This is a genomic window from Sutcliffiella horikoshii (assembly GCF_002157855.1).
Lineage (GTDB): Bacteria > Bacillota > Bacilli > Bacillales > Bacillaceae_I > Sutcliffiella_A > Sutcliffiella_A horikoshii_C.
The window spans coordinates 3,090,113-3,114,791 of sequence record NZ_CP020880.1 but is presented as its reverse complement, the minus strand read 5'-3'; the positions used below and the strand labels follow the sequence as shown (position 1 = coordinate 3,114,791).

General features: G+C 41.0%; 22 protein-coding genes and 1 pseudogene. 16 read left to right on the top strand and 7 right to left on the bottom strand.

Annotated elements, in window-relative coordinates:
- Positions 1-252: 252 nt before the first annotated feature.
- Genes B4U37_RS16135 through B4U37_RS16115 form a run of 5 tightly spaced genes read right to left on the bottom strand, consistent with a single transcriptional unit; the run spans position 253 to position 5,886 of the window.
- On the bottom strand, positions 253-1,587 hold the full coding sequence (locus tag B4U37_RS16135) for a bifunctional folylpolyglutamate synthase/dihydrofolate synthase (protein ID WP_157663810.1): 1,335 nt from the start codon (positions 1,585-1,587) through the stop codon (positions 253-255).
- A complete protein-coding gene (locus B4U37_RS16130) occupies positions 1,584-2,465 on the bottom strand; it encodes an ATP-grasp domain-containing protein (protein WP_088019017.1) in 882 nt (293 codons plus the stop codon). Before B4U37_RS16130 ends, B4U37_RS16135 begins: the two co-directional genes overlap by 4 nt.
- Entirely contained in the window at positions 2,455-3,366 is a 912-nt protein-coding gene (locus B4U37_RS16125; protein WP_088019016.1) for an ATP-grasp domain-containing protein, read from the bottom strand. The genes B4U37_RS16130 and B4U37_RS16125 overlap by 11 nt, the downstream gene beginning before the upstream one ends.
- On the bottom strand, positions 3,363-4,019 hold the full coding sequence (locus B4U37_RS16120; RefSeq protein WP_088019015.1) for a hypothetical protein: 657 nt from the start codon (positions 4,017-4,019) through the stop codon (positions 3,363-3,365). The genes B4U37_RS16125 and B4U37_RS16120 overlap by 4 nt, the downstream gene beginning before the upstream one ends.
- Before the next feature lie 22 nt (positions 4,020-4,041).
- Entirely contained in the window at positions 4,042-5,886 is a 1,845-nt protein-coding gene (locus B4U37_RS16115; protein WP_088019014.1) for a hypothetical protein, read from the bottom strand.
- Positions 5,887-5,957: 71 nt separating this feature from the next.
- On the opposite strand from B4U37_RS16115, the gene B4U37_RS16110 reads away from it, so the two are divergent.
- Together B4U37_RS16110 and B4U37_RS16105 are read left to right on the top strand one after the other, a co-directional pair.
- Complete coding sequence (locus B4U37_RS16110; RefSeq protein WP_198317035.1) at positions 5,958-7,214, top strand: bifunctional folylpolyglutamate synthase/dihydrofolate synthase; 1,257 nt, start codon at positions 5,958-5,960, stop codon at positions 7,212-7,214.
- 125 nt (positions 7,215-7,339) lie between these two features.
- Positions 7,340-9,073, top strand: coding sequence for a sensor domain-containing diguanylate cyclase (locus tag B4U37_RS16105; RefSeq protein WP_245840100.1), 1,734 nt, complete (start codon positions 7,340-7,342; stop codon positions 9,071-9,073).
- A gap of 39 nt (positions 9,074-9,112) precedes the next feature.
- On the opposite strand, the gene B4U37_RS16100 is transcribed toward B4U37_RS16105, so the two are convergent.
- Both B4U37_RS16100 and B4U37_RS16095 read right to left on the bottom strand, forming a co-directional pair.
- Positions 9,113-10,237, bottom strand: coding sequence for an anti-sigma factor C-terminal domain-containing protein (locus tag B4U37_RS16100; RefSeq protein WP_088019011.1), 1,125 nt, complete (start codon positions 10,235-10,237; stop codon positions 9,113-9,115).
- Positions 10,230-10,736, bottom strand: coding sequence for a sigma-70 family RNA polymerase sigma factor (locus tag B4U37_RS16095; protein WP_088019010.1), 507 nt, complete (start codon positions 10,734-10,736; stop codon positions 10,230-10,232). The genes B4U37_RS16100 and B4U37_RS16095 overlap by 8 nt, the downstream gene beginning before the upstream one ends.
- A gap of 740 nt (positions 10,737-11,476) precedes the next feature.
- On the opposite strand from B4U37_RS16095, the gene B4U37_RS16085 reads away from it, so the two are divergent.
- From B4U37_RS16085 to B4U37_RS16025, 14 genes and pseudogenes are all read left to right on the top strand, one after another.
- A complete protein-coding gene (locus tag B4U37_RS16085; RefSeq protein WP_088019008.1) occupies positions 11,477-12,949 on the top strand; it encodes a VanW family protein in 1,473 nt (490 codons plus the stop codon).
- A gap of 22 nt (positions 12,950-12,971) precedes the next feature.
- Complete coding sequence (locus B4U37_RS16080; protein WP_088019007.1) at positions 12,972-14,639, top strand: GspE/PulE family protein; 1,668 nt, start codon at positions 12,972-12,974, stop codon at positions 14,637-14,639.
- Between the two features lie 10 nt (positions 14,640-14,649).
- Positions 14,650-15,696: a type IV pilus twitching motility protein PilT gene (locus tag B4U37_RS16075; protein ID WP_088019006.1), complete on the top strand. Its 1,047-nt coding sequence runs from the start codon at positions 14,650-14,652 to the stop codon at positions 15,694-15,696.
- Positions 15,689-16,897 (top strand): type II secretion system F family protein, encoded by a 1,209-nt coding sequence (locus B4U37_RS16070; RefSeq protein ID WP_088019005.1) that lies wholly within the window; start codon positions 15,689-15,691, stop codon positions 16,895-16,897. Before B4U37_RS16075 ends, B4U37_RS16070 begins: the two co-directional genes overlap by 8 nt.
- Positions 16,898-16,993: 96 nt before the next feature.
- The gene (locus tag B4U37_RS16065) at positions 16,994-17,407 is read left to right on the top strand and encodes a type II secretion system protein (RefSeq protein ID WP_088019004.1); all 414 of its coding nucleotides are present in this window, start codon (positions 16,994-16,996) and stop codon (positions 17,405-17,407) included.
- Positions 17,408-17,442: 35 nt separating this feature from the next.
- A pseudogene (locus tag B4U37_RS22710) lies at positions 17,443-17,649 on the top strand (prepilin peptidase); the annotation flags it as partial.
- 3 nt (positions 17,650-17,652) lie between these two features.
- On the top strand, positions 17,653-18,195 hold the full coding sequence (locus B4U37_RS16060; RefSeq protein WP_425444116.1) for a prepilin peptidase: 543 nt from the start codon (positions 17,653-17,655) through the stop codon (positions 18,193-18,195).
- A gap of 34 nt (positions 18,196-18,229) precedes the next feature.
- Entirely contained in the window at positions 18,230-19,213 is a 984-nt protein-coding gene (gene pilM / locus B4U37_RS16055) for a type IV pilus biogenesis protein PilM (protein ID WP_088019002.1), read from the top strand.
- Positions 19,210-19,863, top strand: a complete 654-nt coding sequence (locus B4U37_RS16050; protein ID WP_157663809.1) for a PilN domain-containing protein — start codon at positions 19,210-19,212, stop codon at positions 19,861-19,863. The genes pilM and B4U37_RS16050 overlap by 4 nt, the downstream gene beginning before the upstream one ends.
- Positions 19,860-20,570, top strand: coding sequence for a pilus assembly protein PilO (locus B4U37_RS16045; protein ID WP_088019000.1), 711 nt, complete (start codon positions 19,860-19,862; stop codon positions 20,568-20,570). The genes B4U37_RS16050 and B4U37_RS16045 overlap by 4 nt, the downstream gene beginning before the upstream one ends.
- A gap of 165 nt (positions 20,571-20,735) precedes the next feature.
- Entirely contained in the window at positions 20,736-21,854 is a 1,119-nt protein-coding gene (locus B4U37_RS22405; RefSeq protein ID WP_245840002.1) for a hypothetical protein, read from the top strand.
- Positions 21,855-22,149: 295 nt separating this feature from the next.
- The gene (locus tag B4U37_RS16035) at positions 22,150-22,707 is read left to right on the top strand and encodes a Maf family protein (RefSeq protein ID WP_010195900.1); all 558 of its coding nucleotides are present in this window, start codon (positions 22,150-22,152) and stop codon (positions 22,705-22,707) included.
- A 76-nt stretch (positions 22,708-22,783) separates the two neighbouring features.
- Positions 22,784-23,455, top strand: coding sequence for a RadC family protein (radC, locus tag B4U37_RS16030; RefSeq protein ID WP_034774828.1), 672 nt, complete (start codon positions 22,784-22,786; stop codon positions 23,453-23,455).
- Between the two features lie 193 nt (positions 23,456-23,648).
- Positions 23,649-24,665: a rod shape-determining protein gene (locus tag B4U37_RS16025; RefSeq protein WP_010195904.1), complete on the top strand. Its 1,017-nt coding sequence runs from the start codon at positions 23,649-23,651 to the stop codon at positions 24,663-24,665.
- Positions 24,666-24,679 lie beyond the last annotated feature (14 nt).

Below are 24,679 nucleotides of genomic sequence, written 5' to 3'. Positions count from 1 at the left end.
CGAAAATGGTTGAATGGTCGAAGGTTGCGGATTAACTGTAGAACCTCGCTCGTTTAAGGTAGAAAATTTCACTAAAGTGGTAAAAGCTGCCTTGGGAAATGTAGAAGGTCATCTGGGAAATGTCCAAGCTCTGCCAACACTGATTTCCAAAACCTATTTCCTAAAAGAATTTCCAAAAAACCGAACCCAACACCTCTCCAGAAATTAAAAATAGCTCCAGCCAACACAAGGAGTGGTGACTGGAGCATCATTCTATCCAATATCCATCAATGAATCTTTCCAAATCTCCTTGGCACTGCCAATCATTGACTGCGTGCCAACAACAAAGATGAGAGTAGGCTTAAAAGTCCTCACTAATTCGACTGCCTCAGATAGCAACCCCACTTCCACGGCATCGGTGTGATATTTACGGGCAACAGCAAGTGCATCATCCGGAAATTTCTTATGTGAGTTGTCAGGCATCGTCACAACCAACATATCTGAAAACTCGCTGCAAACTTGAATAACTCCCTCATAATCTTTATTGGAAGGAACCGCAATGATAGTAACTACCTTCCGGGAATCTACAAGAGGCAGGACTTCCTTTAAATACGCTGCAGAGACACGGTTAATGGAACCATCCAACACAACCGTTGGGTTCTCAGCAACCACTTCAAGTCTACCCGGCCATTTTAACTCCGATAATGCTTCTTTCAAAAAGTCACTCGGGAGCGCTCGCCCCATCACTGTTTCGCAGGCCTGCACCGCTAGTGCTGCATTTTCCACTTGAAACGATCCCAATAACGGGAGGGATAGGTCGTCGTACCGCCCACACATGGTCTGTAAAGTAAATGAACAGCCCTTTAAACTAGCTGAGGTGAGCGTAGGTGTGAAATCATCACCATAAAAAGCCGCCGTATCACCAACCAAACTACGCATCAGCTCCAACGTTTCCCCTGACTGTTTTCCAATCACTACATGGTCCGTACACTCTTTCACAATCCCAACTTTATGCCGGACGATATCTTCCAGTGAATGCCCAAGGAACCCAAGATGTTCTTCCATAATCTTAGACACAACAGCCCATTTATTTTCTAATACATTCGTGTCATCGTACGTGCCGCCGCGACCAATTTCAATGACATTAATGTCGGTTGATTCTGATTGAAAATGGGCAAGTGCAACTGACAGTAGGATTCCCGTTGGCCCAAGATAATGCTTAGGATTTTCAATGGAAGCTGTTATCTTATCAATGATAGGCGCATGTTGATTCAAATAAGTAAGAAACATTTCGTCTGAAATTGCTTTTCCGTTCACCCGGATTCGCTCGTTATAATCAATCAGATGGGGGGAGGTAAATAACCCAACCTTCAACCCCATTTTGCGGAGGATTGCTGCTATCATCCGGGAACTGGAGCCTTTTCCCTTACTCCCGGTGACAAGGATCACTTTGTCACCGGAAGGGATAAGATCAAGACAACTCAATAACTCCTTCGTTAAATGTGGTGCCCGAGTTAGCGCATCGTTTTCCTCGCTTTGAAATGGCTTTGCTTTAAGCAGCGAGGAATAGATATAAGGAACAGCTTCTTTCATGGTCAGAAAAGTCATGTGGGTTCCCCTCCCAATCCAAGCTTTTGTAAAATAATTTCCAAGTACCGTTTCACAATATTGATGTCGCTTGTTAAGCATAGTGTCCGGCAGCCAACAACATCTTCTATTTCATTAAAAAGCAGGCCACCATTTTCATCAAACAAAAAGTCAATGCCAACGAGTCCGAAATCAAACTGCTCTATAATCTTGTTGACGACTATCAATTCTTCTTTGCTAAGCGTATAAGCCTCTGCCTGCCCGCCAAGAGTAAAGTTGGCTTTAAAGCTATTTTTATTGGAGCGAAGTACAGCTCCAACAACTTTCCGTCCCAATACATAAACACGCAAGTCTTTCCCAGGTGACCCGGCAAGTGGTTGAAGGATTATGGATTGATTGGAAAGTTGGTCTTGTACCGCTTCCAATTGTCCCAAATCTTCCACCATATAAATATCACCACCGCCTCTGCCAGTCCGCGTTTTAATGATAAATGGCATTGGAAGAGGCAGATTTCCTGTAAGGAGTTCGTCAGCTTCCATGAAGTATGTATCCAACATCGGTATCCCTTTGCCTGCTAAGTATTGATGAGTCCTCGCCTTATCGTTACAGATAACGGAAACGTGATGTGAGTTGAAGCAAGGGATGCGCATCCGTTCCAGCTGTTCATTAAAAAGTGGATCTATATTCCGCATGATGACAAAGTCTGGTGGTTCACTCAATGGTGCATCACCCAATAAAAGGACCAACTGATTGTTATGAACGCCAAAAGAAATCCTCGACTGTAGGATAAAACCTAACTCAATCTCAAGCTTAGCTGCCTCGTCCAAAAACCATTCTATAAACGCTTTATTCTTTTTGGCGTGTTCTTCTTCGTATATAAGCAAGCCTCTAGCTTTCATTTTGGGTCTCTTGCCATTTCTTCAAAATATGTGGGACAATATAGGTTGCGACATTGATTCCGGTGCAATCAAAGATATTTTTGATATGGGCATTGGAGTTTATTTCACAAACAAGTGGAGATCCGTCTTCTGCAAATAGGAGATCTACCCCGGCAAAATCTGCTCCCACAAGTTTCGCGCTTCGAATGGCGATTTCTTTTTCCAGTGCCGTCGGTTCATATTTCAACATTTTCCCACCATTACTCACGTTTGCCCGGAAATCAGTTTCCGATATTCGCATCATTGAGGCAACCACCTCATCTCCCACGACATTTAAACGGATATCTTTGCCTTTGCTAGAAGAGATGAATTCTTGCAAGAGAAAAGGTCGGTTTCCTATTTCCTTGATTTTCGCGAGCAGTTCTTCTATGGTTTCAATCAAAAAAACCTGCATTCCGAATGATCCGTAAGCTTCTTTTAATACAAGTGGAAAGCCTAGTATTTCAGCAGCATGGTAAAAGGGCTCAAGATTTTCATGAGCATGAAATACCATTGGTGCTATAAGGGTTTTTGGCATCGGTATGCCGTGATCTGCAAGTGTTTGGAATGTGAGCGATTTGTTATCACAAATTTCAATGCAGGAAGCACTGTTATAAACGGGAATGCCCATTTTTTCTAGTTGGCGGGCAAGTAACACGTCTTTGTCCAGAAAAAAAACGAAATCTGGCAGCTCATGCTTGTGATGAACTCCTACCAATGTTGCGTTCCCATCTGTCACACTTGGTAACAGGTCATTGTTTTTCATGAGCTTAGTAGAAATATTATGTTTTTTAGCTTCCGTATCAAACCACTCAGCTAGTTCGATAAATTTTTGCTGAGGAAGGTTTCCGTTATAGATAATCCAGCATAATAGTTGTTTCATGTGTAATCCTCCATTGATGCAAGATAATGAATGATGGTCTCCAATGCGGTAAGAATCTTTTCAAAGTAAACGGAATCGGATGCGCCTTCAAGCAACCTCCAATTCATTTCTATTTGCAAACAAAAGATATCGCAGCTTTTTGAAACATCGGCAGATACCGTATGTGGGTAGCCTGCGGTAAAGATATGATCGATAAGTACATCATTGATGCCTTGGGCTAACAGAGTCTTTTGTATATGATTAACAATCTTTGGACCTTGACTGTGTCTGATATTTTTGCCTCTACCGGTGCCAAGGTCGATATTATAAGGTCTGGAAGGTGCCATAATATGCAAATCCAATAGAAAGTTAATGGAATGTTCATCGACTATCTTTTTTATAAAATTACGATACGTACTTTTAGGATTGTAATTGGCATCATCCATCAGATTTTTCGTTTTAAAGATGGCATGACAGTTTAATTGTTGCTGAAGGTGCATGACCATTGGGCCTGTCAGGAACTCTCCCTGTTTCTCTTTTCCCTTACGTTGCTGCGTAACGCTGTGGGGAGCAGATAAGATAATTGGCAGGTCGCCTTGGATATAGTGAAAGCCTTCTTGATTGCCTTGAAAGCTTTCTTCAATGAATGTTTTTTCCCATAGATTAAAATTCATGAGGGCTCCATCCTTTTGGTTATTAACTCTGTTTTTTATTGGAGATGCTATAGCGAACTCTTGATAGCGTAACATACATAGATAATGGGACGAAAAGTAAGAGCAATAAAATTCGGGTCCATGTTGTAAAAATGGAAACGGATAGAACGGTGAACATGACCGCGATAATCGGGACAAATTGAATGTTCCAATTTTTCTTCAAAAGGAATGGCATATCACGTTCCACAAGGATGACTTTGCCGATATTGTTCAATCCTAAGTGAGTCCTGATGGTGGATGGAACTGCAACGGAAATATTCATCATGCTGCTTGAAGACATAATGTTCGTTTCTTTAATCATCTCTAGGTCATTCATCTCCAGAACTTGCGCTTTTGCTGTTTTATTGCGATAAGATAAGATTACCGTATCTGCCTCTTCAATTCCAAGCAAGGTCATGGTACTTTTCGTCAAGCGGATGATATTGCTTGTTTCGTCTGATGTATAAGGCCTGATTACCTTTAAGGAAAGTTGTTTGTTTCCGATAAAAGCAGTAAGTAGTTTGTTTTTGATTCGCTTTTTTACAGATAGCCTCTTCGCTTCCTTATAATAATGGTTAACAGGATACATAAATGTATGATAATATCCGGCTTTTTTTAGTGATTTTTTCAGTTGAAGGGATTCTTGATAGCTGATCCGCTCCAAAACTTTACCTTCCTCGTATGTGCTTTTTAATAAAAGGTGTTCGGACTCTGTCAAACTCACATTCAGACAAAGATCCTTTAAGACAGTGGGAGGAATGAAATCTGGTGGCTGCTCGTAGTCTAAAAACTGTCTTTGTATATAGTTCAGCTTAATCGTTTTATCGTCCGATAGACCTGTCTGTTGCGCTAACTGAGAAATATGAAAGTCAAACGATGCGCCGGTATGAGGATTCATTAATTCGATATAAGGCGATTCCGTAGCCTTCAATATATTTATCATGTTTTCCGATACAATGATGCGATTTAACTGAACATCCCTCGCGCTCTGTGTTTGAATATGATGAACGGGAAATCTTGCCGCCTTTTGGATAAGAATGGGTTCAGCAGCTGATGAACCGAACAAACTTTTCTTAACTCCAGTACTTAAAATGACTTCATCAGCACCTAAATTTTTCTTCGTTTCATAGATCACGCATTTACGAAAAGAGCCTGTGATAGGATTCAGAACAAAGACATAATCATGTTCATTTAGTCCCCATTTTTCTTTCATTTCCCTTGTCAATTCCAAGCGGTTAAAAGGAGTAATCATGGTAACCTTATGCGCATCGGACACAGAAGCGGTGGTCCAAGGTTCTTGGTTATGCTCTATTTGGGTTGGCAACACTTTTAATAAGGAAAGAAGTACAGGCAAAAAAGAGGTTGCATCATTTTTATTGATGAAAAACTTTACAGATGGTTTATTTTCTTTGAGGCAGTAATCTTCTTCCGTTGAAATGGTATTTGGAACAGTTGTGTCTATGTATTTTTCTGTTATATAGTTTATGAGGGGATGAAAATGATCATTGTACATATATTCATACCCGTTATTTTCCTTCTCTTCCACGCCAATCAATCCACGAATATTGTATTGGGCGATATATCGATTTATCTTGTTTTCTGTCTTTGGAGTCAACCTTTTTATTATCATTAGGTGACAATTAGAGACTTCTTGCAACGTTATCCCTAGAGCCAGCAAGTTGATGTCAGTTGACGGAATGACCATTAAGATAGGAGAAGTCCCTGTATACACTTTTAATTGCCTCAAGGGCGACATGATAGAACGTTTAACCAGCATACTCTTATTTTTCGAGAATTCTGTCCGGATGTTTTCCGGAACAGGGAAGGCGTTTGGAAGTTTATTAATCATAGTTCCACCTCAAGTTATTAATACTTTTCATTTTAACCTAACAGATAAGCAAAAAGGAGATTAATATGTTCTTGTCATTCAAAGATTTGCAAGAGAAAGTGAATTTTACGATAAAAAATGAAATAAATCTTGGTCTGGACAGGATTGTTCAGTTTTTAGAAAAAGTGGGTAGTCCACAAAATCAAATAAAGGTTGTCCATATCGGCGGGACAAATGGGAAAGGTTCTACCTTACGCTTTTTAGAGAGTGTATTAATAGAGTCGGGACTTGCGGTAGGGGTTTTCCACTCACCTGCATATCGCTTTATCAATGACCAATTAGCTGTCAATGGAACCTATATCACAGATGAAGAAATGGTGGAAATCATCCACGTTTTTAATGAGCATGGGTTAGCAGAAGCCGGGTTAACCGAATTTGAACTGCAAACGGCGATGGCATTTTATTATTTTGCCACTATCAAAAAGGTGGATATCGCGTTGCTTGAAGTAGGACTTGGCGGGAGAGAGGATTCCACGAATGTAATGACACCCATACTCAGCATCATCACCAACGTTGGCCATGATCATATAGGGTTTCTTGGAACGTCTGTTGAAGAGATTGCCCATCATAAAGCAGGTATCATCAAAAGGAGAGTCCCGGTTATTTCCGGGGAACAAAAACCGGATGCAAAAGAGGTCATTCAAAAAGAAGCATTAATGAAAGAAAGTCCGGTCTATTTTATGGAAGAAGAATTTTCTTATGGAATGGAAAAAGGAAAGCTTTCTTTTCGAACTGTACAGATAAACTTGGAGGAGCTAGAGATATCTTTGCAGGGAGAGCATCAGGCTGCCAATGCTTCACTGGCTATCATGGCTTATATACTATTAATGGATAATTGGGCTATGGAATTTGATGAACAAGTGTTAAAAGCTGGACTAATGAAAGCAGAGCATCCTGGGCGATTTGAATTGGTGCAAAAAAACCCGCCTATTATTCTCGATGGCGCCCATAATGAAGAGGCTGTTGACGCATTAGTGAATACGATAAAAATAAATTTTTCTAATAAAAGGGTAGTTGTCTTATTCAGCGCTTTAAAAGATAAACCTATAGAACTGATGGTCCGCAAATTAGAAAATATCGCAGATGAAATAATTTTTACTACTTTTAATTTTCCGCGGGCAGCACGTGCAGAAGATGTTTTTCAGGTCAGTAAACTTCAGAAAAAAGAGTTTGAAGAGGATTGGAAAACAGCGTTACAGACTGCTATATCAAGGCTTGATGACAATTCTGTGCTGCTGATAACCGGTTCTTTATATTTCATTTCGGATATTAGGACTATACTCACATAATGTGGGGAAAAGAAATAAGGGAGAATTATCCTATTTTTGTTGTGACAAAAGTTAGAAAATTTGATAATATTTAATTATTGCAAAAGTCTGTCGAAAAAAGGATAAAGAAGGGAGGGGTAAGTTTGGTGGTTCAAGCAGTAAGTCGCCAAAAAGAAGTGGTAATCTGGACAAGCTTTGTTGTCATGTTACCCATCTTTTTGTGGCTAGGATATCAGCTTTCTCCTGTTGTGTTTGAAGATTTGCCGATGTGGCATATTATTGGATTTCTGGCGTTAGCTATCATACTCGCCCTTATCCCGATCGTCGTCGGAGAGGTACCATTATTTCTGGCGCAGGGTGTTTCCTTGGCGGCCCTCTTATCCTTCGGTTTATTCATAGAAATGATTGTGACCTTAGTCTCCGTCCTCGCATTGATGGCATATATGCGCTTTAACAGTGACAATAGACTCAGGATCCCTATCAATATGCTCATGTTTTCCGGCATATCTTTAATTGCCGGGTTCGTTTTCTATCTGCTTGGAGGGACACCTGGTGATACTAGGCTCCTAAGTATAGGTGTCATTACACCGATTCTTGCACATGAATTCGTTTATTTCACGCTTAATACAGTAGCCCTTTATTTTATCCAGGTGCAAATTTATGAACGGAAAAGTAAATTCATCACACCTGACACCAAGTGGGACGCTGTAACAAGCATCATGGTCTTGCCTGTAGGTCTGATTCTATACATGCTATATGAGCAAGTCGGACCGATAGCACTAGTGTATGTAGGACTACCGTTTGTCATCCTTACTCTCATTCTTCAACTTTATCATTCCAGTCAGAAGGTAAATGTTTATCTTCAGCAAGCTGCGGATGTCGGACATCAGTTGACGGAAAGGCTTGATACACAAGGGGTACTGGATGTCTTCTTAGATAAAATCTCGACGCTCTTTAAGGTGGATTATGCTGCGATCATTGATGTGAATGGCGAAAAAATCATGAAAGTCCTTCGCGTCATGGACAAGGAGAACAGTGTGGAGGCAAATGCTATCTTGCATACTGATGATGAAGAGCTCTTGGCTTATATGCTAAAACGTGGAAAAAGCGTCTGCTATTTTACGAAAAAAGAATGGAAGCATATGTCCAAATCACATCTTCCTGCAAAAATTGAGAGCTTGATGTGTGTTCCGGTTATCCGAAACCACAAGATTGAAGGACTGGTATTGTTAGCAAGCACATCAAAACGGACTTATGATAAATCTCAATTAATGATTGTGGATATCCTTTGTTCATACTTTGGGGTAGCAATGGAAAAAGCACGACACTATCAGGAAACGAAACAGAAAAGTGAACGTTGTGCATTAACCAAACTTTACAACTATCGCTTTTTTGAAAGTGTATTAGATAAAGAATACGATAAATTAAACAAAGGTCATTCCAAATCTCTCTCACTCATCATGCTAGACTTGGATCACTTCAAGAAAGTAAACGATGTGTATGGACATCAAAGTGGAAACGAGATTCTCATGCAGGTTGCAGATAGACTTACTGCCCTTGTTGGCAATAAAGGTACGGTTGCCCGTTATGGTGGAGAGGAATTCGTTATATTACTTCCAGATATGGAACGCGGCCAATGCTTTGAACTCGCCGAACGCATCAGGGTGCACTTAGCCACAAGATCCTTTGCGCTTAAGCAGCATATTCGTGAATCGCAAGGAGCTCAAATGGTAAAGGTAACGGCAAGCATAGGGTTCGCGACAGCGCCAGACGATGCCGAGGACACGCTGGACTTGATCCGCCACGCAGACAGAGCGATGTATGTCGGGGCGAAAAAAGCTGGCAGAAATAAAGTGGCTGAGTATCGGAAAACTTCATAAACAAAAAACTCTCGTCCATAGTTGGCGAGAGTTTTTTTGTTAGTTACTCCAATTCCATAAGGCAACTTCGTCCACTTGAATGGCTCCTATCCACTTTTCTTCCTTCAATGAGAGTACTTCCTTTGTTGGTCCGGTAATGACTACGCCATGATGGGAGATGCCATCATCTTCTAAGTAGGAGAGAGCCTCTTTTATTTGGATGTCTCCATGCATCTGTTGAATTTCATCGAATTCTTCTTGATAGTCAGCTAAGAAACGTAGTGTCTTTTTAAAGTATTTGTGCAGCATTTCTGTATCACCTTCCACATAATTTGGTGCGGCACGAGTTTCAGAGCTTGAAGAACCTAAGAACGATTTCTCTTCTGTTTTGGATATAAGCTTCCAATCATCGCTATGGAAAATAGGATAATTAGGAAAACCAATGTTCGATATTGGATAATGGTCCCCTGTTTCCTCAGATGTTACGACGGGAAACCAAAGTACGTCCAAATCTTTTCCTTTAAAATGTTCAAACACCTTTTCAGTCGAAAGAACCTCATCAAAAGTCACGAAAGCGGTGGAAACTGTTCCCTCTGGAAGCATTTCAAGCCTTTCCCATTCAGAGGACGAATCTATACCGTAATCTGACAGTAAGGAAGGGTGATGGATCTCCGGGAGTTGGTCGTCTTTACCATAAAATTTCTTATCTACAATACCCATCTTTGAGAACAGAAAATTAACTTCCATTTCCCCGATAGGGTAGGATTCTTTCCCTACTGTTTTACGAAGTTCCTTTGTTGCATTCATATTCAAGAACATACCTACTTTCGTATCGGCAGTGTACTTGTTTGAATAAGGATCCGTAATTACTTGTGAAAAATTAATAACATCACTTAATTTTTGCGACCGACTATAGTCATCCGAAAATCCGTAATAATAGAAGTTTGTTAAAAAAGAAGAAATCATGAGTATTAATAGTAAAAGAGGAATAACTGTAAGTGCAGTATTTATCCGCGCCTTCCATTTACTCGCCCGCAATATTTTCCGTTGCTTCGTTTTTTCCAAGGTGGGCCTCATCCACTGTTCTTCCTTGGCGCTCATTTCTTTTTCAAACTCTTTCTTTTCTTCTGGGGTCATTTCGTTTTTATCATAACGTTCTAATTTTCCCTTAAAGTCATTAGTCATTTTTTTCGTTCTCCTTTCCTCGAATACTTCTTACTTTTTGGCGTGCACGATAAAGCAGCACTTTAAAATATGTATCTGTTACGCCCATGGCTTCTGCCGCTTCCTTATAGGTGAGGCTGTGATAATCAAAGAGGAGAATCGCTTGCGCCTGCTGCTCATTGAGAGTGCTAATCGCATCCATGACTTCTGCAACCTCTGATTTCAAGAGGACTTCCTGCTCTGTTCCTTTCCCTTTGCCAAATAGCCGTTGGAAAAAGCCTTGTTCCTTCACAATGGTCCGCTTATGCTTACGATAATGATCAATTAATACATTATGAGCGATCCGGAACAACCAAGGCTTCACGTCCTCACCCCGGTAATTTTCCAAATATAAATAAGCCCTCAAAAAAGTTTCCTGTACAAGATCTTCCGCAAGATGATGCTCCCTGCATAAAGAAAGGAGGTACCGGAAAATATCCTGCATATGCTCTTCGTAAATATCATCAATAGACTGTTTCATCTGGCCCCCCTTTCACAACAATAACGGGCGAAACTTAAAAATGTTTCAAAGATATGTAAAAAATTATATTAAAGGTAATGAAGACTCTCCCCAGTTGACTGAAGTGTAAGGTGTGAGACTCCAGCGGGGAAGTAACGGTTGATTGAGACACCGCAATGTAGTGAGGAAGCTCAAACACCGTCCCGCGGAAAGCGAACACCTGAAACGAAAGGAAACTGGAAGTATAAGAGACTTATCAATAAACAACTTTTTCAATAAAATGTTTTATCTTGTAATCTACTATTTCAAAATACCTAGCTTTATTATACAATTACAATAGTCTACTTACTTCTACAAAATACGTAAAAATACATAGAAAGCGGTGACGAGTTGGGGGACTATCTATTTGCCGGTCTGGCACTTTTACTACTGTTGGCACTATTCTTTTTATTTCCAATGAAATTTTCCAAAACAGGAAAATGGGTCATTCCCACAATAGCATTTGTGGTCAGCACGTTAGGAATATACATATTTGAACTTCTCACCCTATGGCATAGCATACTACTAATGATACTTCTCCTGCTGCTTACTGCTATTCTTCTTCAAAGATTGCCATTATTCATATCTTCAACTGAAAAACAACACAAAATGGAACAAAAAAATAGCATAACAAACGGCTCATCCAAAGGTATCTAAAAATAAGTTCTCAGATTAAAAAAATCAATAAAAAAATGATTAGGTGATTGTTTGGAGGGAAAGGGATGCAAAGTCTAAAACTATTGGCAGCTTTGCTAGTTTGCACAGTATTTATTTTTGGTTTTTCTCAAGTGGGAACCCTGGTCACTAATCAGTGGCTGCCGCACACCAATTCATTTTCTGAATCTACCCTTATCGCAAATGCGGAAGTGAGCAATAGATCTAAAACAGATGCGTTGGAGAAGGTGGAGGCTGCTAAAAACAGCTGGTTATCAAACGGAACAATCTACTTAGAGTGGGCGGGAGAACTTCAACCTTTCCCAAAAGAAGCTTTTACTTTTTACATTCCTGAATCGGTAGAACTTGCGGAAGACAGTTCTCATAATCCATTAAAGGTAGAACTTCCAAATGGAACATTGTTGGAACAAATTGAATTGCTCTCTCAAACTTCTGATATCTTTTCTGCCATGGATACGGAGAAATTGAAAAAGGATTTGGAAGAAGTAGCTTCTCACCTTAAAGAAGGAGATCATACTTTTTCATTTTCTGATTACCTTGTTGATGATGAAGTGATGGACCAGACAAATCTTCAAATTACGTTGAATATTGCAGGGCAAACTTCCATATCAGAACTTCAGGAAGTTTTAAATGGGAAGGAAATTAAACTTCGTGGAAATGAAGGCTTCTCCATTGATACTTGGCTAGAAAATGAAGAGATGACTTTATCTGATGAGGCTGCAAGCGTGTTGGCGTCCATGCTTTTCGAATTAATAGCACCTACCAATTTCGGTGTAGTGGAGCGGCATATTTCCAAAGAGCTTCCTACTTGGGCCAACGAGGGGTATGAAGCACGTTTTCAAAAGGAAAAGATGGATTTTGCTTTTACCAATCCAAATACGAGTGAATATACCATCACAATTTCAGTCAATGGTGCAACGATTACAGGTGAATTAAATGGGGCTCCACTTCCATTCACATATGAAGTGAATCAAGTGGAGATGCAGACCCTTTCACCTAAAACCGTTATTCAGTATTCTGCAACAATTCCAGGCTCAGGAACGCGTGTAAAAGAGACGGGCAAAAATGGTTCTTACGTTCAGCTCGTTCGAACGGCAACAGATGCTTCCGGGCAGATTACAGAAACGCTCGTTTACAGTGAAGATTATTATGCTCCAATTCAGCGAGTGGAATTACATGCATTAACTAAGCCTGTCGTTACAACAGATCCAACCAATCCGAATACAATTGGAAATAATAACGGAACAAATACAAATCCAAACACGAACAATGGCACAAACATAAATACAGGGAGCAATACCAATATCGGCAACACTAATACCAACACGAACACATCCGGTACAAATACCAATACTAACAATCCAACCGGAAACCAAAATAATAACACCGGTGGGACGAATTCGAATAATGATACCAACACAGATGGCACGAACAACAATAACACAGGATTAGGAAACGGGAATGCGAACGATGATTACAACGAAGAACCGGGAACTGGCAGTGGCTATATCGGCAAATAAGTGACACAAAAGGATGAATCCAATGGTACAAATCAGAAAAAGACTTGGTGACCTGCTAGTTGATGCCGGGATCATCACAGAAAGTCAATTGCAAAGCGCATTAAAAGAAAAAACTCGTGAACAAAAAATTGGAGATGTCCTGCTTCAAAAAGGATATATCACCGAACAGCAACTAATTGAGGTATTGGAATTCCAATTAGGGATACCGCATGTCAGCTTGTATCGTTATCCGCTTGATGAAAAACTGATCCACTTAATCTCCAAGGACTTTGCGAAAAGAAACCTAATCATTCCATTGAAAAAGGAACAGGATAAGCTCTTTGTCGCAATGGCAGATCCGATGGATTTCTTTGCTATGGATGACTTGCGTTTATCCACAGGATTTGAAGTGGAGCCTGTAATTGCAACAAAGGATGACATTCTCCGTTCCATCAATAAATATTATGAAACAACCGACTCCATGGACGAGCTATTGGATGGTTTTGAACCAAATGTAGAGATGAAGGTGCAGGAAGAGGGTATCACAGAAGATGATTCTCCCATTGTACGGATTGTAAATCAGCTTCTTCAAAATGCGGTTCAGCAAAGAGCAAGTGATATTCATATCGATCCTCATGAAACAAAAGTAGTGGTGCGCTACCGTATTGACGGTGTGCTTCGAACCGAAAGGACTTTACCAAAACACACGCAAAACGTATTGATAGCAAGAATCAAGATACTTGGAAAAATGGATATTACTGAACACCGCGTACCGCAGGACGGGAGAATCAAAACGAATATTGATTTTCATCCGGTCGATGTTCGTGTATCTACATTGCCTACCGTTTTCGGAGAGAAGATTGTAATGCGTATTCTCGATATGAGCAGCGCTTTAAACGACATTTCTCAGTTAGGGTTCAATAAAAAGAACAACGAGCGGTTCATGGATCTAATTCATCGCCCGACCGGTATTATCCTGATTACTGGTCCGACTGGTTCCGGAAAATCCTCGACGCTCTATGCAGCGTTAAATCACTTGAACAGTGAAGAAATCAACATCATTACCGTCGAAGATCCTGTTGAGTACCAGCTGGAGGGAATCAATCAGATTCAAGTGAATACCAATGTTGGAATGACCTTTGCCAAGGGACTCCGTGCTATTCTCCGTCAAGATCCCAATGTGATCATGGTAGGGGAGATTCGTGACAGAGAGACAGCAGAAGTGGCCATTCGTGCTTCCTTAACAGGACACCTAGTATTAAGCACCTTACATACCAATGATTCAATCAGTACTATCACGAGATTGATTGATATGAAGGTAGAGCCATTCCTTGTGGCATCATCCATCAATGGTGTGCTTGCTCAGCGTTTGGTCAGGAAAGTATGCCGTGATTGTTCAAAAATGGAGGAGCCAACAGCAAGGGAGATTGAAATTTTCGCAAAACGGGGTTTGACTGTCGAAAAGGTACCGCGTGGAAAAGGCTGCGGAACGTGCAATATGACAGGCTACAAAGGACGTCTTGCCATCCATGAGCTGTTAGTCATCAATGACAAAATGAAGAAAATGATCATGAACAACGAATCCGTTTCAAACATTCGTGAACTGGCGTATGAACAAGATACCGTTTTTTTAATAGACGATGGATTAGAAAAAGTAAAAATGGGATTAACGACAACAGAGGAAATATTGCGTGTCGCTTTATCGGAGTAGGTGAATGACCATGATTGAAAAAATTAATAGTTGGCTACATGCCGCATATGAATTCAAGGCATCCGACATTCACCTTTCTGTCGGAGTGCCACCTGTTTTCCGTATTAATGGAGAGCTGAAGCGATACGGAGAAGACACTCTGACTCCTGAAGACACCGAAACCCTTGCAAAGCAAATGATTCCTGAATTTATGTTGGAACGCTTTGAGGAACGGGGGGAATTGGATTTTTCCTACAGTGTTCCGGGTATCTCACGCTTTCGTGTTAATGCATATAGACAACGAAACTCTGTAGCGATAGCGATACGAATTATACCGACAAGGATTCCTTCTTTGGAAGAGCTGCAACTGCCATCGATACTTCAATCTTTAATGGATAAACCTCAAGGGTTGATTCTCGTAACCGGCCCGACAGGAAGTGGTAAATCTACCACGCTGGCATCAATGATTGATTTCATGAACAGAACACAGAAAAAACATATCATCACACTCGAAGATCCGATTGAATATTTGCATCGCCATAATCAATGTATGATTGATCAACGTGAGGTTGGTATTGATACGGGAAGCTTTGCATCGGGTTTACGAGCTTCACTGCGTCAGGATCCAGATATCATTCTGGTAGGGGAATTACGTGATTTAGAAACGATTCAAACAGCGATTACAGCAGCAGAAACAGGTCATCTGGTTTTAGGTACTCTACATACGACAAGTGCACCATCTACTATTGACCGTATCATTGATGTGTTTCCTGGTCCGCAGCAAGCTCAGATTCGTATTCAGCTTGCTTCAGTGTTGGTTTCCATCGTTTCACAACGACTTTTTCCAACCATTGATAGACAGGGAAGAAAAGTGGCCACCGAGATTTTAGTCAATACACCGGCAGTGGCTAATCTTATCCGCAACGAAAAGATTCATCAAATTCAAAACGTGATGCAGACCAGCAAGGCCCAAGGGATGCACACACTTGATATGAGCATCAAAAGGCTCATCCAGCAGGGCGACATAAGCAGACTGTCAGCCGAAAGCTTCCTACAGGAGTCGATGCATCATGCCTAGGTTCACGTATACCGGCAGAAATACAGCCGGCAAGCAAACAGGAAGCATCACAAGCAGCTCTCGCCGGGAAGCGTTTGTGATGCTAAAAGAAAAAGGAATTCGCGTAATGAATCTGGAGGAAGTTCCCGAATCCATTTTCACAAAGGAAATTACCATCGGGAATCCAGTCAAACTTCGTGACTTTGTCATCTTCCTACGCCAATTTTCTACCTTGATCCGTGCAGGGATTTCAGTGGTAGATGCGACAAATGTTCTTGCACAACAAACATCCAGTAAAGCGTTAAAACGAGTGCTATTTGATGTAGAAGAAGAGATGAAGCAAGGCAATCCGTTATCAGAAGCAGCAGCCAAGCATCCAAAAGTCTTTTCTACTATGTTTATCAACATGATCAAAGCCGGGGAAGCAAGTGGGGCGTTAGATGATACGTTAGACCGCCTTGCCACACAGTTTGAAAAGCAAAACGAGACAAGGCAAAAGATCGTGTCAGCATTAACCTATCCGTTAGTGCTCGGGGTTATCGCCATTGGCGTTGTTATCTTTTTACTTGTAGGGGTAGTACCGACATTCGTTGCGATGTTTAGCGATTTTGGAGCCGACTTGCCGTTGATTACGAGATTCGTCCTTGGGGCGAGTGAATGGATGCAGAGTTTTTGGTGGCTGTTTCTATTAATTGTTTTAGCTATCGTCATGGGACTGATGGCGATGAATAAGCAGAAGCAGACAAAGTACTACATTGACTATGCATTACTGCGCATTCCTATATTCGGGCCGCTGTTACAGAAGGCGGTTATTGCTAGGTTAACAAGGACACTCAGTTCCTTATTTTCCAGTTCGGTGCCGATCCTGCAGGCCATCTCCATTGTGGAGAAAATTGTCGAGAACGAAGTTATTGCACGCGTTCTAGCTGCTAGTAAAATAGAACTAGAAAAAGGGGAGTCCCTAACAGGTCCCATGAAAGACCATTGGGCGTTCCCGCCGCTTGTTACGCAGATGATTACGATTGGAGAAAGCACAGGATCACTTGATTCGATGCTCGATAAAATCGCCGAGTTCTATGAAAAAGAAGTAGACTACGCAACCGACAGATTAAAAAGTTTAATAGAGCCATTAATGATTGTAGTACTCGCTGTCATAGTAGGGACTATAGTCACATCTATTCTAGTTCCAATGTTCGATATTTTTAACCACATTCAAATGTAGAAACGTGTAAAATCTTATTGAAATTTGAAAGATAGTATAATAGAATTATAAATAGAAATAAATACTACATATTTCCAATTAGGGAGGAAAATTACGATGTTACAAAAATGTAGAAATATGCTTCGGAACGAAAAAGGACTAACATTGATCGAATTACTTGCTGTTGTTGTTATTTTGGGGATTATCGCTGCGATTGCTATACCGAGTATAGGGAATATTATTGAAAACAGTAGAAAGGATGCACAAATCGCTGTGGGCCAACAAGCAATGAATGCTACACGCTTAGCATTATTGGATGATTCAGTAACTTCATTAACAAGTCCTGTAGACCAAGATGACTTAGCAAATTACTTAGAAAACTTTGATGATGGTAAATATACTGTAAGTGTAACATTTGATGCAGATAATAAAGTTACTGGAGTAACTGTTACTCGTACAGGTGGAGACCCAATTACTCTTGACGAAAATGGGAAACCAGTAGTTGATGAGGATGAAGATGATGAAGTATAAGGGATTTATAAAGGCTAATCCCCTGTAACATCGTTATGATAAATATATATCTATATATAATAATTTCAGCCCTCCTCCTAGGCTCCTTCTACAACGTAGTCGGCCTACGGATTCCAAAGGGTGAGTCAATAGTCACACCTAGATCACATTGTACGAATTGTAAGACCAAATTGACGGGGCTAGATTTAGTTCCCGTCCTTTCATATGTATTTCTTAAAGGGAGATGTCGGCACTGTCAAAAGTCCGTGTCTCCTATTTATCCATTATTCGAGCTTTTGACGGCTATGCTATTTGTCCTAGCTCCGCTTATGATGGGATGGACCTACGAACTGATTGTTGCTTGGACGTTCATTTCGTTGCTCATCATCATTGTTATATCAGACTTGCATTATATGATTATCCCAAATAAGATTCTGCTGTTTTTCTTAGGATTGTTTATTATCGAACGCATCTTCATTCCGTTCCAAACAATACCAGACCATCTGATTGGAATGGCGGTAGGGTTCCTTATCCCATTTTTAGTTGCCGTTATCTCTAAAGGTGGTATGGGTGGAGGGGACGTAAAGCTATTCGCTGTTTTGGGTTTTGTTTTAGGATGGGAACTTGTGATTCTAACATTTTTCCTTTCCTCTCTCATCGGCATGATTGCGGCACTTATCGGAATGCTGTTGGGAAAAGTAAAAAGAGGTGTCCCTTTCCCTTTTGCACCTTCTATCGCACTGGCAGCACTTATCACTTATTTTAAAGGGGAACAGATACTTCATTGGTATTTTAGCTTACTCTTCTAGTAAATCATCTCATCTTACATAAGGAGCTTTCTGGATGGAATTTTCGTTTCTGCAACCAAAGCAAAACAACTTCATAAATATTATTGTCCGTGACCATGTTATTCGAATGGTAGAGTTGAAGAGTTTAGATCCTCTCACTGTTAAACGTACAAATGAGCGATTTTTGCCGCCAAATATTGTCCGTGATGGAAAGATTGTCGATGAAAATATATTTCGTCTAATTTTAGGGGAATGTGTGGAAGACTGGGGACTGAAACGCAAGCATGTTCGCTTTGTCGTGCCAGATCAATACGTCGTCACTCGAAAATTGACCATCCCGTCTAACATTATGGACGATGAGATCATTGGTCACTTGTATTTGGAGTTAGGTTCCACCATTCACTTACCTTTTGAGGATCCGGTATTTGATGTTCATGTTCTTCATCGCTCGGAAAAGACGGAGCTTGTGCTCTTTGCTTCTCCTGAAGAAGTGGTAACACAGATGTCCAACTTACTCGAAGAAAGTAAACTTAAGCCGGCTGCAGCAGATGTTTCCGCGCTTTGTCTGTATCGCCTTTATTATGAATTTGGTCAGCGTAATGAACAGGATCATTTATTAGTCGTTCATTTTGACGTGAGCTGTATTACTCTGAGCATCTTCGTGAATCATGTTCCTGTGTTTATGAGGACCGTGGCCTTTCCGCAAGATATGAAGGTTTGGGAAGTATCGGTTAGCAATACGCAGTTAGAGTGGGCTGGGGATATTGTTCAATTCAATGTGTTTTTAGAGGATTTTATCGTAGAAGTGGAGCGTATCATGAGTTTCTTCCGTTACTCCTTGAATCAAGGAAATGAAGAAATTAATCGAATACTCCTTCATGGCGATCATCCTAACCTTCCTTTAATATTATCAAAGCTGAGAGAAAAGATTTCAGTAAAAGTAGATACGTTTGAGCAGGATGTTTATACACAAGACCAAGATACGGTTGACCCGAAATACTACTATTCTTTAGGGTTGGCATTAAAAGAGGTGCAATGATGCTAGTTGATATCGACTTATTACCAAAGAGAAAATCACGAAATATCACCACACCTCTTGTGTATGGCATTTGTGCCTTTTTCCTATTGTTTGTGGCAATCATTCTTTTTACTTTTTCTAATATGATAAATAATGATGTCGAAACGGCTGAACAGGATCTCGAGATGGTGCAGCAATTAAGGATGGCAAAAGAAGAGGCGATGAACCGTCCGCAAAATTCTTCTTCCGCGCAGCGATTGGAAGATACGGTAGCATGGGCAGAGGAGTATCCGCTGGAAATGGTTCCGGTCATGCAAGATCTAATTAGGTTGTTGCCAGAACGCGGTTTCATTCAAAGTTTTTCTTATGATGAAACAGGGCTTCTAAATCTTTCTGTTCAGTTTGACGAATCAAGAGATGCAGCTTACTTTCTCTATCATTTAAATGAATCTCCTCAATATCATTCTATCGATCTTTCATCTATTTCTACTGTTGAAGTCGGGGACGAAGAAACAGTGAATGTATTACCTAGGTATGTAGGTCAATACACACTTGGTTTTGACAAGGCTGCATTTCAGGCAATGGATGAATTAGAAGAGGAAGAAGCAGAGGACGGTACGGAGACAGAGACTGATACCGAAACCGATGAGGATGGAGGCGAAGAACTATGATGATTGAACTAGAGCGAAAACATTATGTTCTTTTAAGCACCTGTGTTCTCCTCATTGTATTAGGAATTGCAGGCTTCTATTATTTATCCTATGCACCAAAGGAAGTTCGGGCTGAACAGCTTCAACAAGAAAAAGCAATTGAAGAGCAGCTTATTCAAGTGTTAGAGCAACAAGAAGAAACCGCGCAGGCTAATGGAAATACAACGGTAGAATTACAGCGTAAGATTCCGGTTACCCCTTTTTTAGAACAGCTCATCTTGGAATTGGAGAAAGCAGAAGTGCTGTCTGAGAGTACGATTGTCAATATGTCTTTTGGGGAAGGGGAATTTGTCCCTGCAACAACTACTCTAGAAGAATATGAGACGATGCATGATGAAGAGGAAGGGACAGTGCAAGAAGAAGCTTACCTTCCTGAAGGGTTAAAAAAAGTGACGGTCAACCTGTCTGTTGAATCGGAAACTTATGAAGACCTCTCTGCTTTTTTAACTTCTTTGGAAAGTTTAACTAGAATTACCCAAGTTGAATCAGTGAGCTTCACTGGTCAGCCGGAAGTGACTTCAACCGAACAGGAACTGCAACCATTAACGTATTCCGTTACTCTTTCAGCTTTCTACCATCCAGAGTTGGAGGATTTAATCGAGGAACTTCCGCCTTTATCCGTTCCTGAACCTGGGAACCGGGTAAATCCATTTATCGACAATGACTAAATTATTTCCGTGGAAATGGTCGAAATAAAAAGACCTTCAAAGAAAGTGTCGGAAAAGAATTAGGACAAGACGACAAAAGTCTTGTTCTTTTTTTTTTGGCCTATGATAGGATGAAACAAATCTGACTAAGACAAAAATTGTCAAATGTACCCGGAGGTGGGAAAAGTGGACAATCACCAGCTGAAAATAAAAATTAACGGAAAAGAAAGCTCATACGGCCACGGCAAAAAGAAGAAAAAGAATAGAAAGGAAAGTGTCCAACCTCATCAAAAAGAGATCCCGGTAAAGGAAGATCTCAAAGAAGAGGAACTGCCAATTATTATTGTGGATGAATCCGCAGCAGCAGCTGAGAAAAAAGAAGAAGAATTTGAATGGGTCCTTCCAGAAGAAACACCAGAAAAAACAAAATCCAGTAAAGATACTTCAACTAAGCCCTCTTATATTGAAGATCTCCGCCAGATGAACAAGGAAAAAGGAAAAAGTTCCAAAGTGCGGCCAGCCCCGTTTGGAAAAAAGAAAAAATTAGTCCCTCCATCCTTCTCTAAACAGTTGTTAGTTTCCATTGGTATGGCAATTGGTATTGGAACATGTCTCGGGTTTCTCATTCTTGGTGTCATGAACATGTCAGAATCACCAGTGAATCCTTCAGTACCGGCAGCAACCCCGGCAACAACAGAAACAACTGACACACAAGAGACCCCTGCACCAGTCAAAGGAGATGGAACTGCTACGATACCTGCCCAAAGTATATCCGTTCTTCAAGCAGGTGCTTTTACCACAAAGGACGGCGCCAATGCGGAAATGGACAGATTGAAAGCTGCCGGTTTTCCTGCAGTCGCAGTCGGATCAGAACCTACATTTGTCTTGATGGCGGTAGGGCATAGTGTAGATGGAATGAAACAAATTGCAACGGGTGTCCAAGCAAAAGGATTTGAACCTTTTGCAAAAGAACTGACTTTATCTGAAAAAACAATAGACTCCCTTACAGAGCAGGACACGCTATTATTGCAAGAAGGACAAGTGCTTTACAGTCAATTAACAGTGGCGACAGCTCAACTTCTTCAAGGAAGCTCTCTAGACAGCGCTACCGTGGAAAGCCTAAATGCTTCCTTTGAAAAAGTGGCAGCCATTAAAGAGGCAGACCTAACGGACGCAACAAAAGGATGGAAAACATCACTTGCTGGTGCTTTCGAAGATATCAAGGCATACCAAGAATCCAATAGCGCAGAAACTTTATGGAATGCCCAACAGAAACTATTAGACGCGACAGCGTTTTTATATTAAAAGATAAGTGGATTGGAGCGAAAGTCACTTGACTCCTGCGGGAGGAAGGGACAGGGGAGACCCCGCAGGCGAAGCCGGGAGGCTCCCGGACAGCCCGCGGAAAGCAAGTGACTGCAGCGGAAAGTAACGTTAAACTTAAATGGAAAGTCTCAAAATCAGATTTTGGGGCTTTTTTTCTGCTCAAAAAACAATCTTTTCAAAACGCTATAAGATATTTGTTCTTACAAGATTTTTTATGATAGGATTAACCTGTATCTCTCGAAAATTTTTGACTACTAGCGGAAGGTGATAAAACATGAAACCTCTTATTTTAGCCTCAGGATCCCCCAGAAGAAAGGAACTTCTCCAACAAGTACATCTCCCATTTACAATAAAGGTAAGCAACATTGAAGAAACCTTTGACCCAGAATTAACACCAGAAGAAATCGCCACTTCTCTTGCCCATCAAAAAGCTCAGAGTGTTTTCCAAGAAAATCAAGACGCTATTGTTATCGGTTCTGATACGATTGTTGTCCTTGGCGATAAAGTGCTAGGGAAACCTGAAAATGAAGATGAGGCAAGAGCCACATTGCGAACGTTAAGTGGAAACACACACCATGTCATCAGTGGGGTGGCTATTCTCAGTCAGGAAAAAGAAGTAACTTTTTATGAAAAGACATCTGTTACATTTTGGGAACTGACAGATGAAGACATTAATTTCTACATTCAATCAGGAGAACCGATGGATAAGGCAGGTTCTTATGGTATTCAAGAAGTAGGAGCTCTTTTTGTAAAAGAAATAAAAGGGGATTACTTTTCTATTGTGGGGCTTCCGCTTTCAAGAACGGTTCGTGAATTGAAAAGTTTTCAATAAATTGGCCGTTGCATGACCCTCCATCTATTTAAAGGGGAGGAAAAAAGAATTGGAGTCCACTAAAACCACTGCACTGATGATTAAAGATTATCCAGAAGATCAACGGCCAAGAGAAAGAATGATTCAGGATGGGCCCAAAAGCCTGTCCAACCATGAACTTCTAGCAATCCTGCTTCGTACAGGTTCGAAAGAAGAATCGGTCTTGCAGCTTGCAAACAAGTTATTGGTTAACTTTGAAGGGCTACGATTGTTAAAGGACGCTTCCATTGAAGAGATTACGGATACAAAGGGTATTGGGAAGGTAAAGGCTGTTCAATTAATGGCAGCGGTGGAGCTTGGGCGAAGAATTCACCGGTTGCAATATGAGGACAGGTATGTCATACGATCGCCTGAAGATGCAGCGAATTTTGTCATGGAAGACATGCGCTTTTTATCACAAGAGCATTTTGTCTGCCTCTACTTAAATACGAAAAATCAGGTTCTTCATCAACAGACTGTCTTCATTGGGAGCTTGAATGCGAGCATCGTCCATCCGCGCGAGGTGTTCAAGGAAGCTTTCAGGCGGTCAGCCGCGTCGTTCATTTGTATCCATAATCATCCATCAGGTGACCCGGCACCAAGTCGTGAGGACATAGATGTGACGAAACGACTGAGTGAATGTGGAAAGCTTATCGGTATAGAGCTTTTGGACCATTTAATCATCGGTGATCAGAAATTCATCAGTTTGAAAGAAAAAGGCTACGTGTAAGTACTATGCTTTTTTGACATCCTACGCTATAATATTACTCATGAGTTTGGAAGGACAACCTTCTTAATTCATCAAATTTCTACAATAAACTTTATCCACATGTTGATGAAAATATATGGGCATGCTTCGTCCGTTTAATCACTTTTCATTTACCACTATTACGCATTAGTATCAGAAAGGGAGATACACTTATATGTTTGGAACGAGAGATCTTGGTATTGACTTGGGAACAGCCAATACATTAGTTTTTATTAAAGGAAAAGGGATTGTTGTGCGTGAGCCGTCGGTTGTGGCGCTGCAAACCGACACAAGATCCATTGTAGCGGTCGGGAACGACGCAAAGAACATGATCGGTCGTACGCCGGGGAATGTTGTCGCATTACGTCCGATGAAAGACGGAGTTATTGCGGACTACGAAACAACGGCAACGATGATGAAATATTATATTAAACAAGCGTTAAAAAACAAAAGCTCCTTCTCCCGCAAGCCTTATGTGATGGTATGTGTACCATCCGGAATCACAGCGGTTGAAGAAAGAGCGGTAATCGATGCGACTCGTCAAGCAGGTGCGCGTGACGCATACCCAATCGAAGAGCCTTTTGCAGCAGCAATTGGTGCCAATCTTCCAGTTTGGGAACCAACAGGAAGCATGGTCGTTGATATCGGTGGCGGTACGACAGAAGTTGCGATCATTTCCTTAGGTGGAATTGTTACCAGCCAGTCTATCCGTGTTGCCGGGGATGAAATGGATGATGCAATCATCGCTTATATCCGTAAAAACTACAACTTGATGATCGGGGAGCGCACAGCGGAAGCATTAAAGCTTGAAGTTGGTTCTGCAGGAGACCCAGAGGGCATTGAACCAATGGATATCCGTGGACGTGACCTGTTAACAGGCTTGCCAAAAACGGTAGAAATTACTGCTAAAGAAGTGGGAGAAGCGTTAAAGGATACAGTAACTGCCATTGTAGACTCTGTAAAAGCAACATTAGAACGCACTCCACCAGAATTAGCATCTGATATTATGGACCGTGGAATTGTCCTTACAGGTGGCGGAGCATTACTTCGCAACCTAGATAAAGTAATCAGTGAAGAAACAAAAATGCCGGTCATTATTGCTGAAAATCCATTGGATTGTGTTGCTATCGGAACAGGGAAAGCATTGGATTATATTGATGAGTTTAAAAAGAAATCAAGAGATTATCGCTAAGTAGGTGTTAAGTC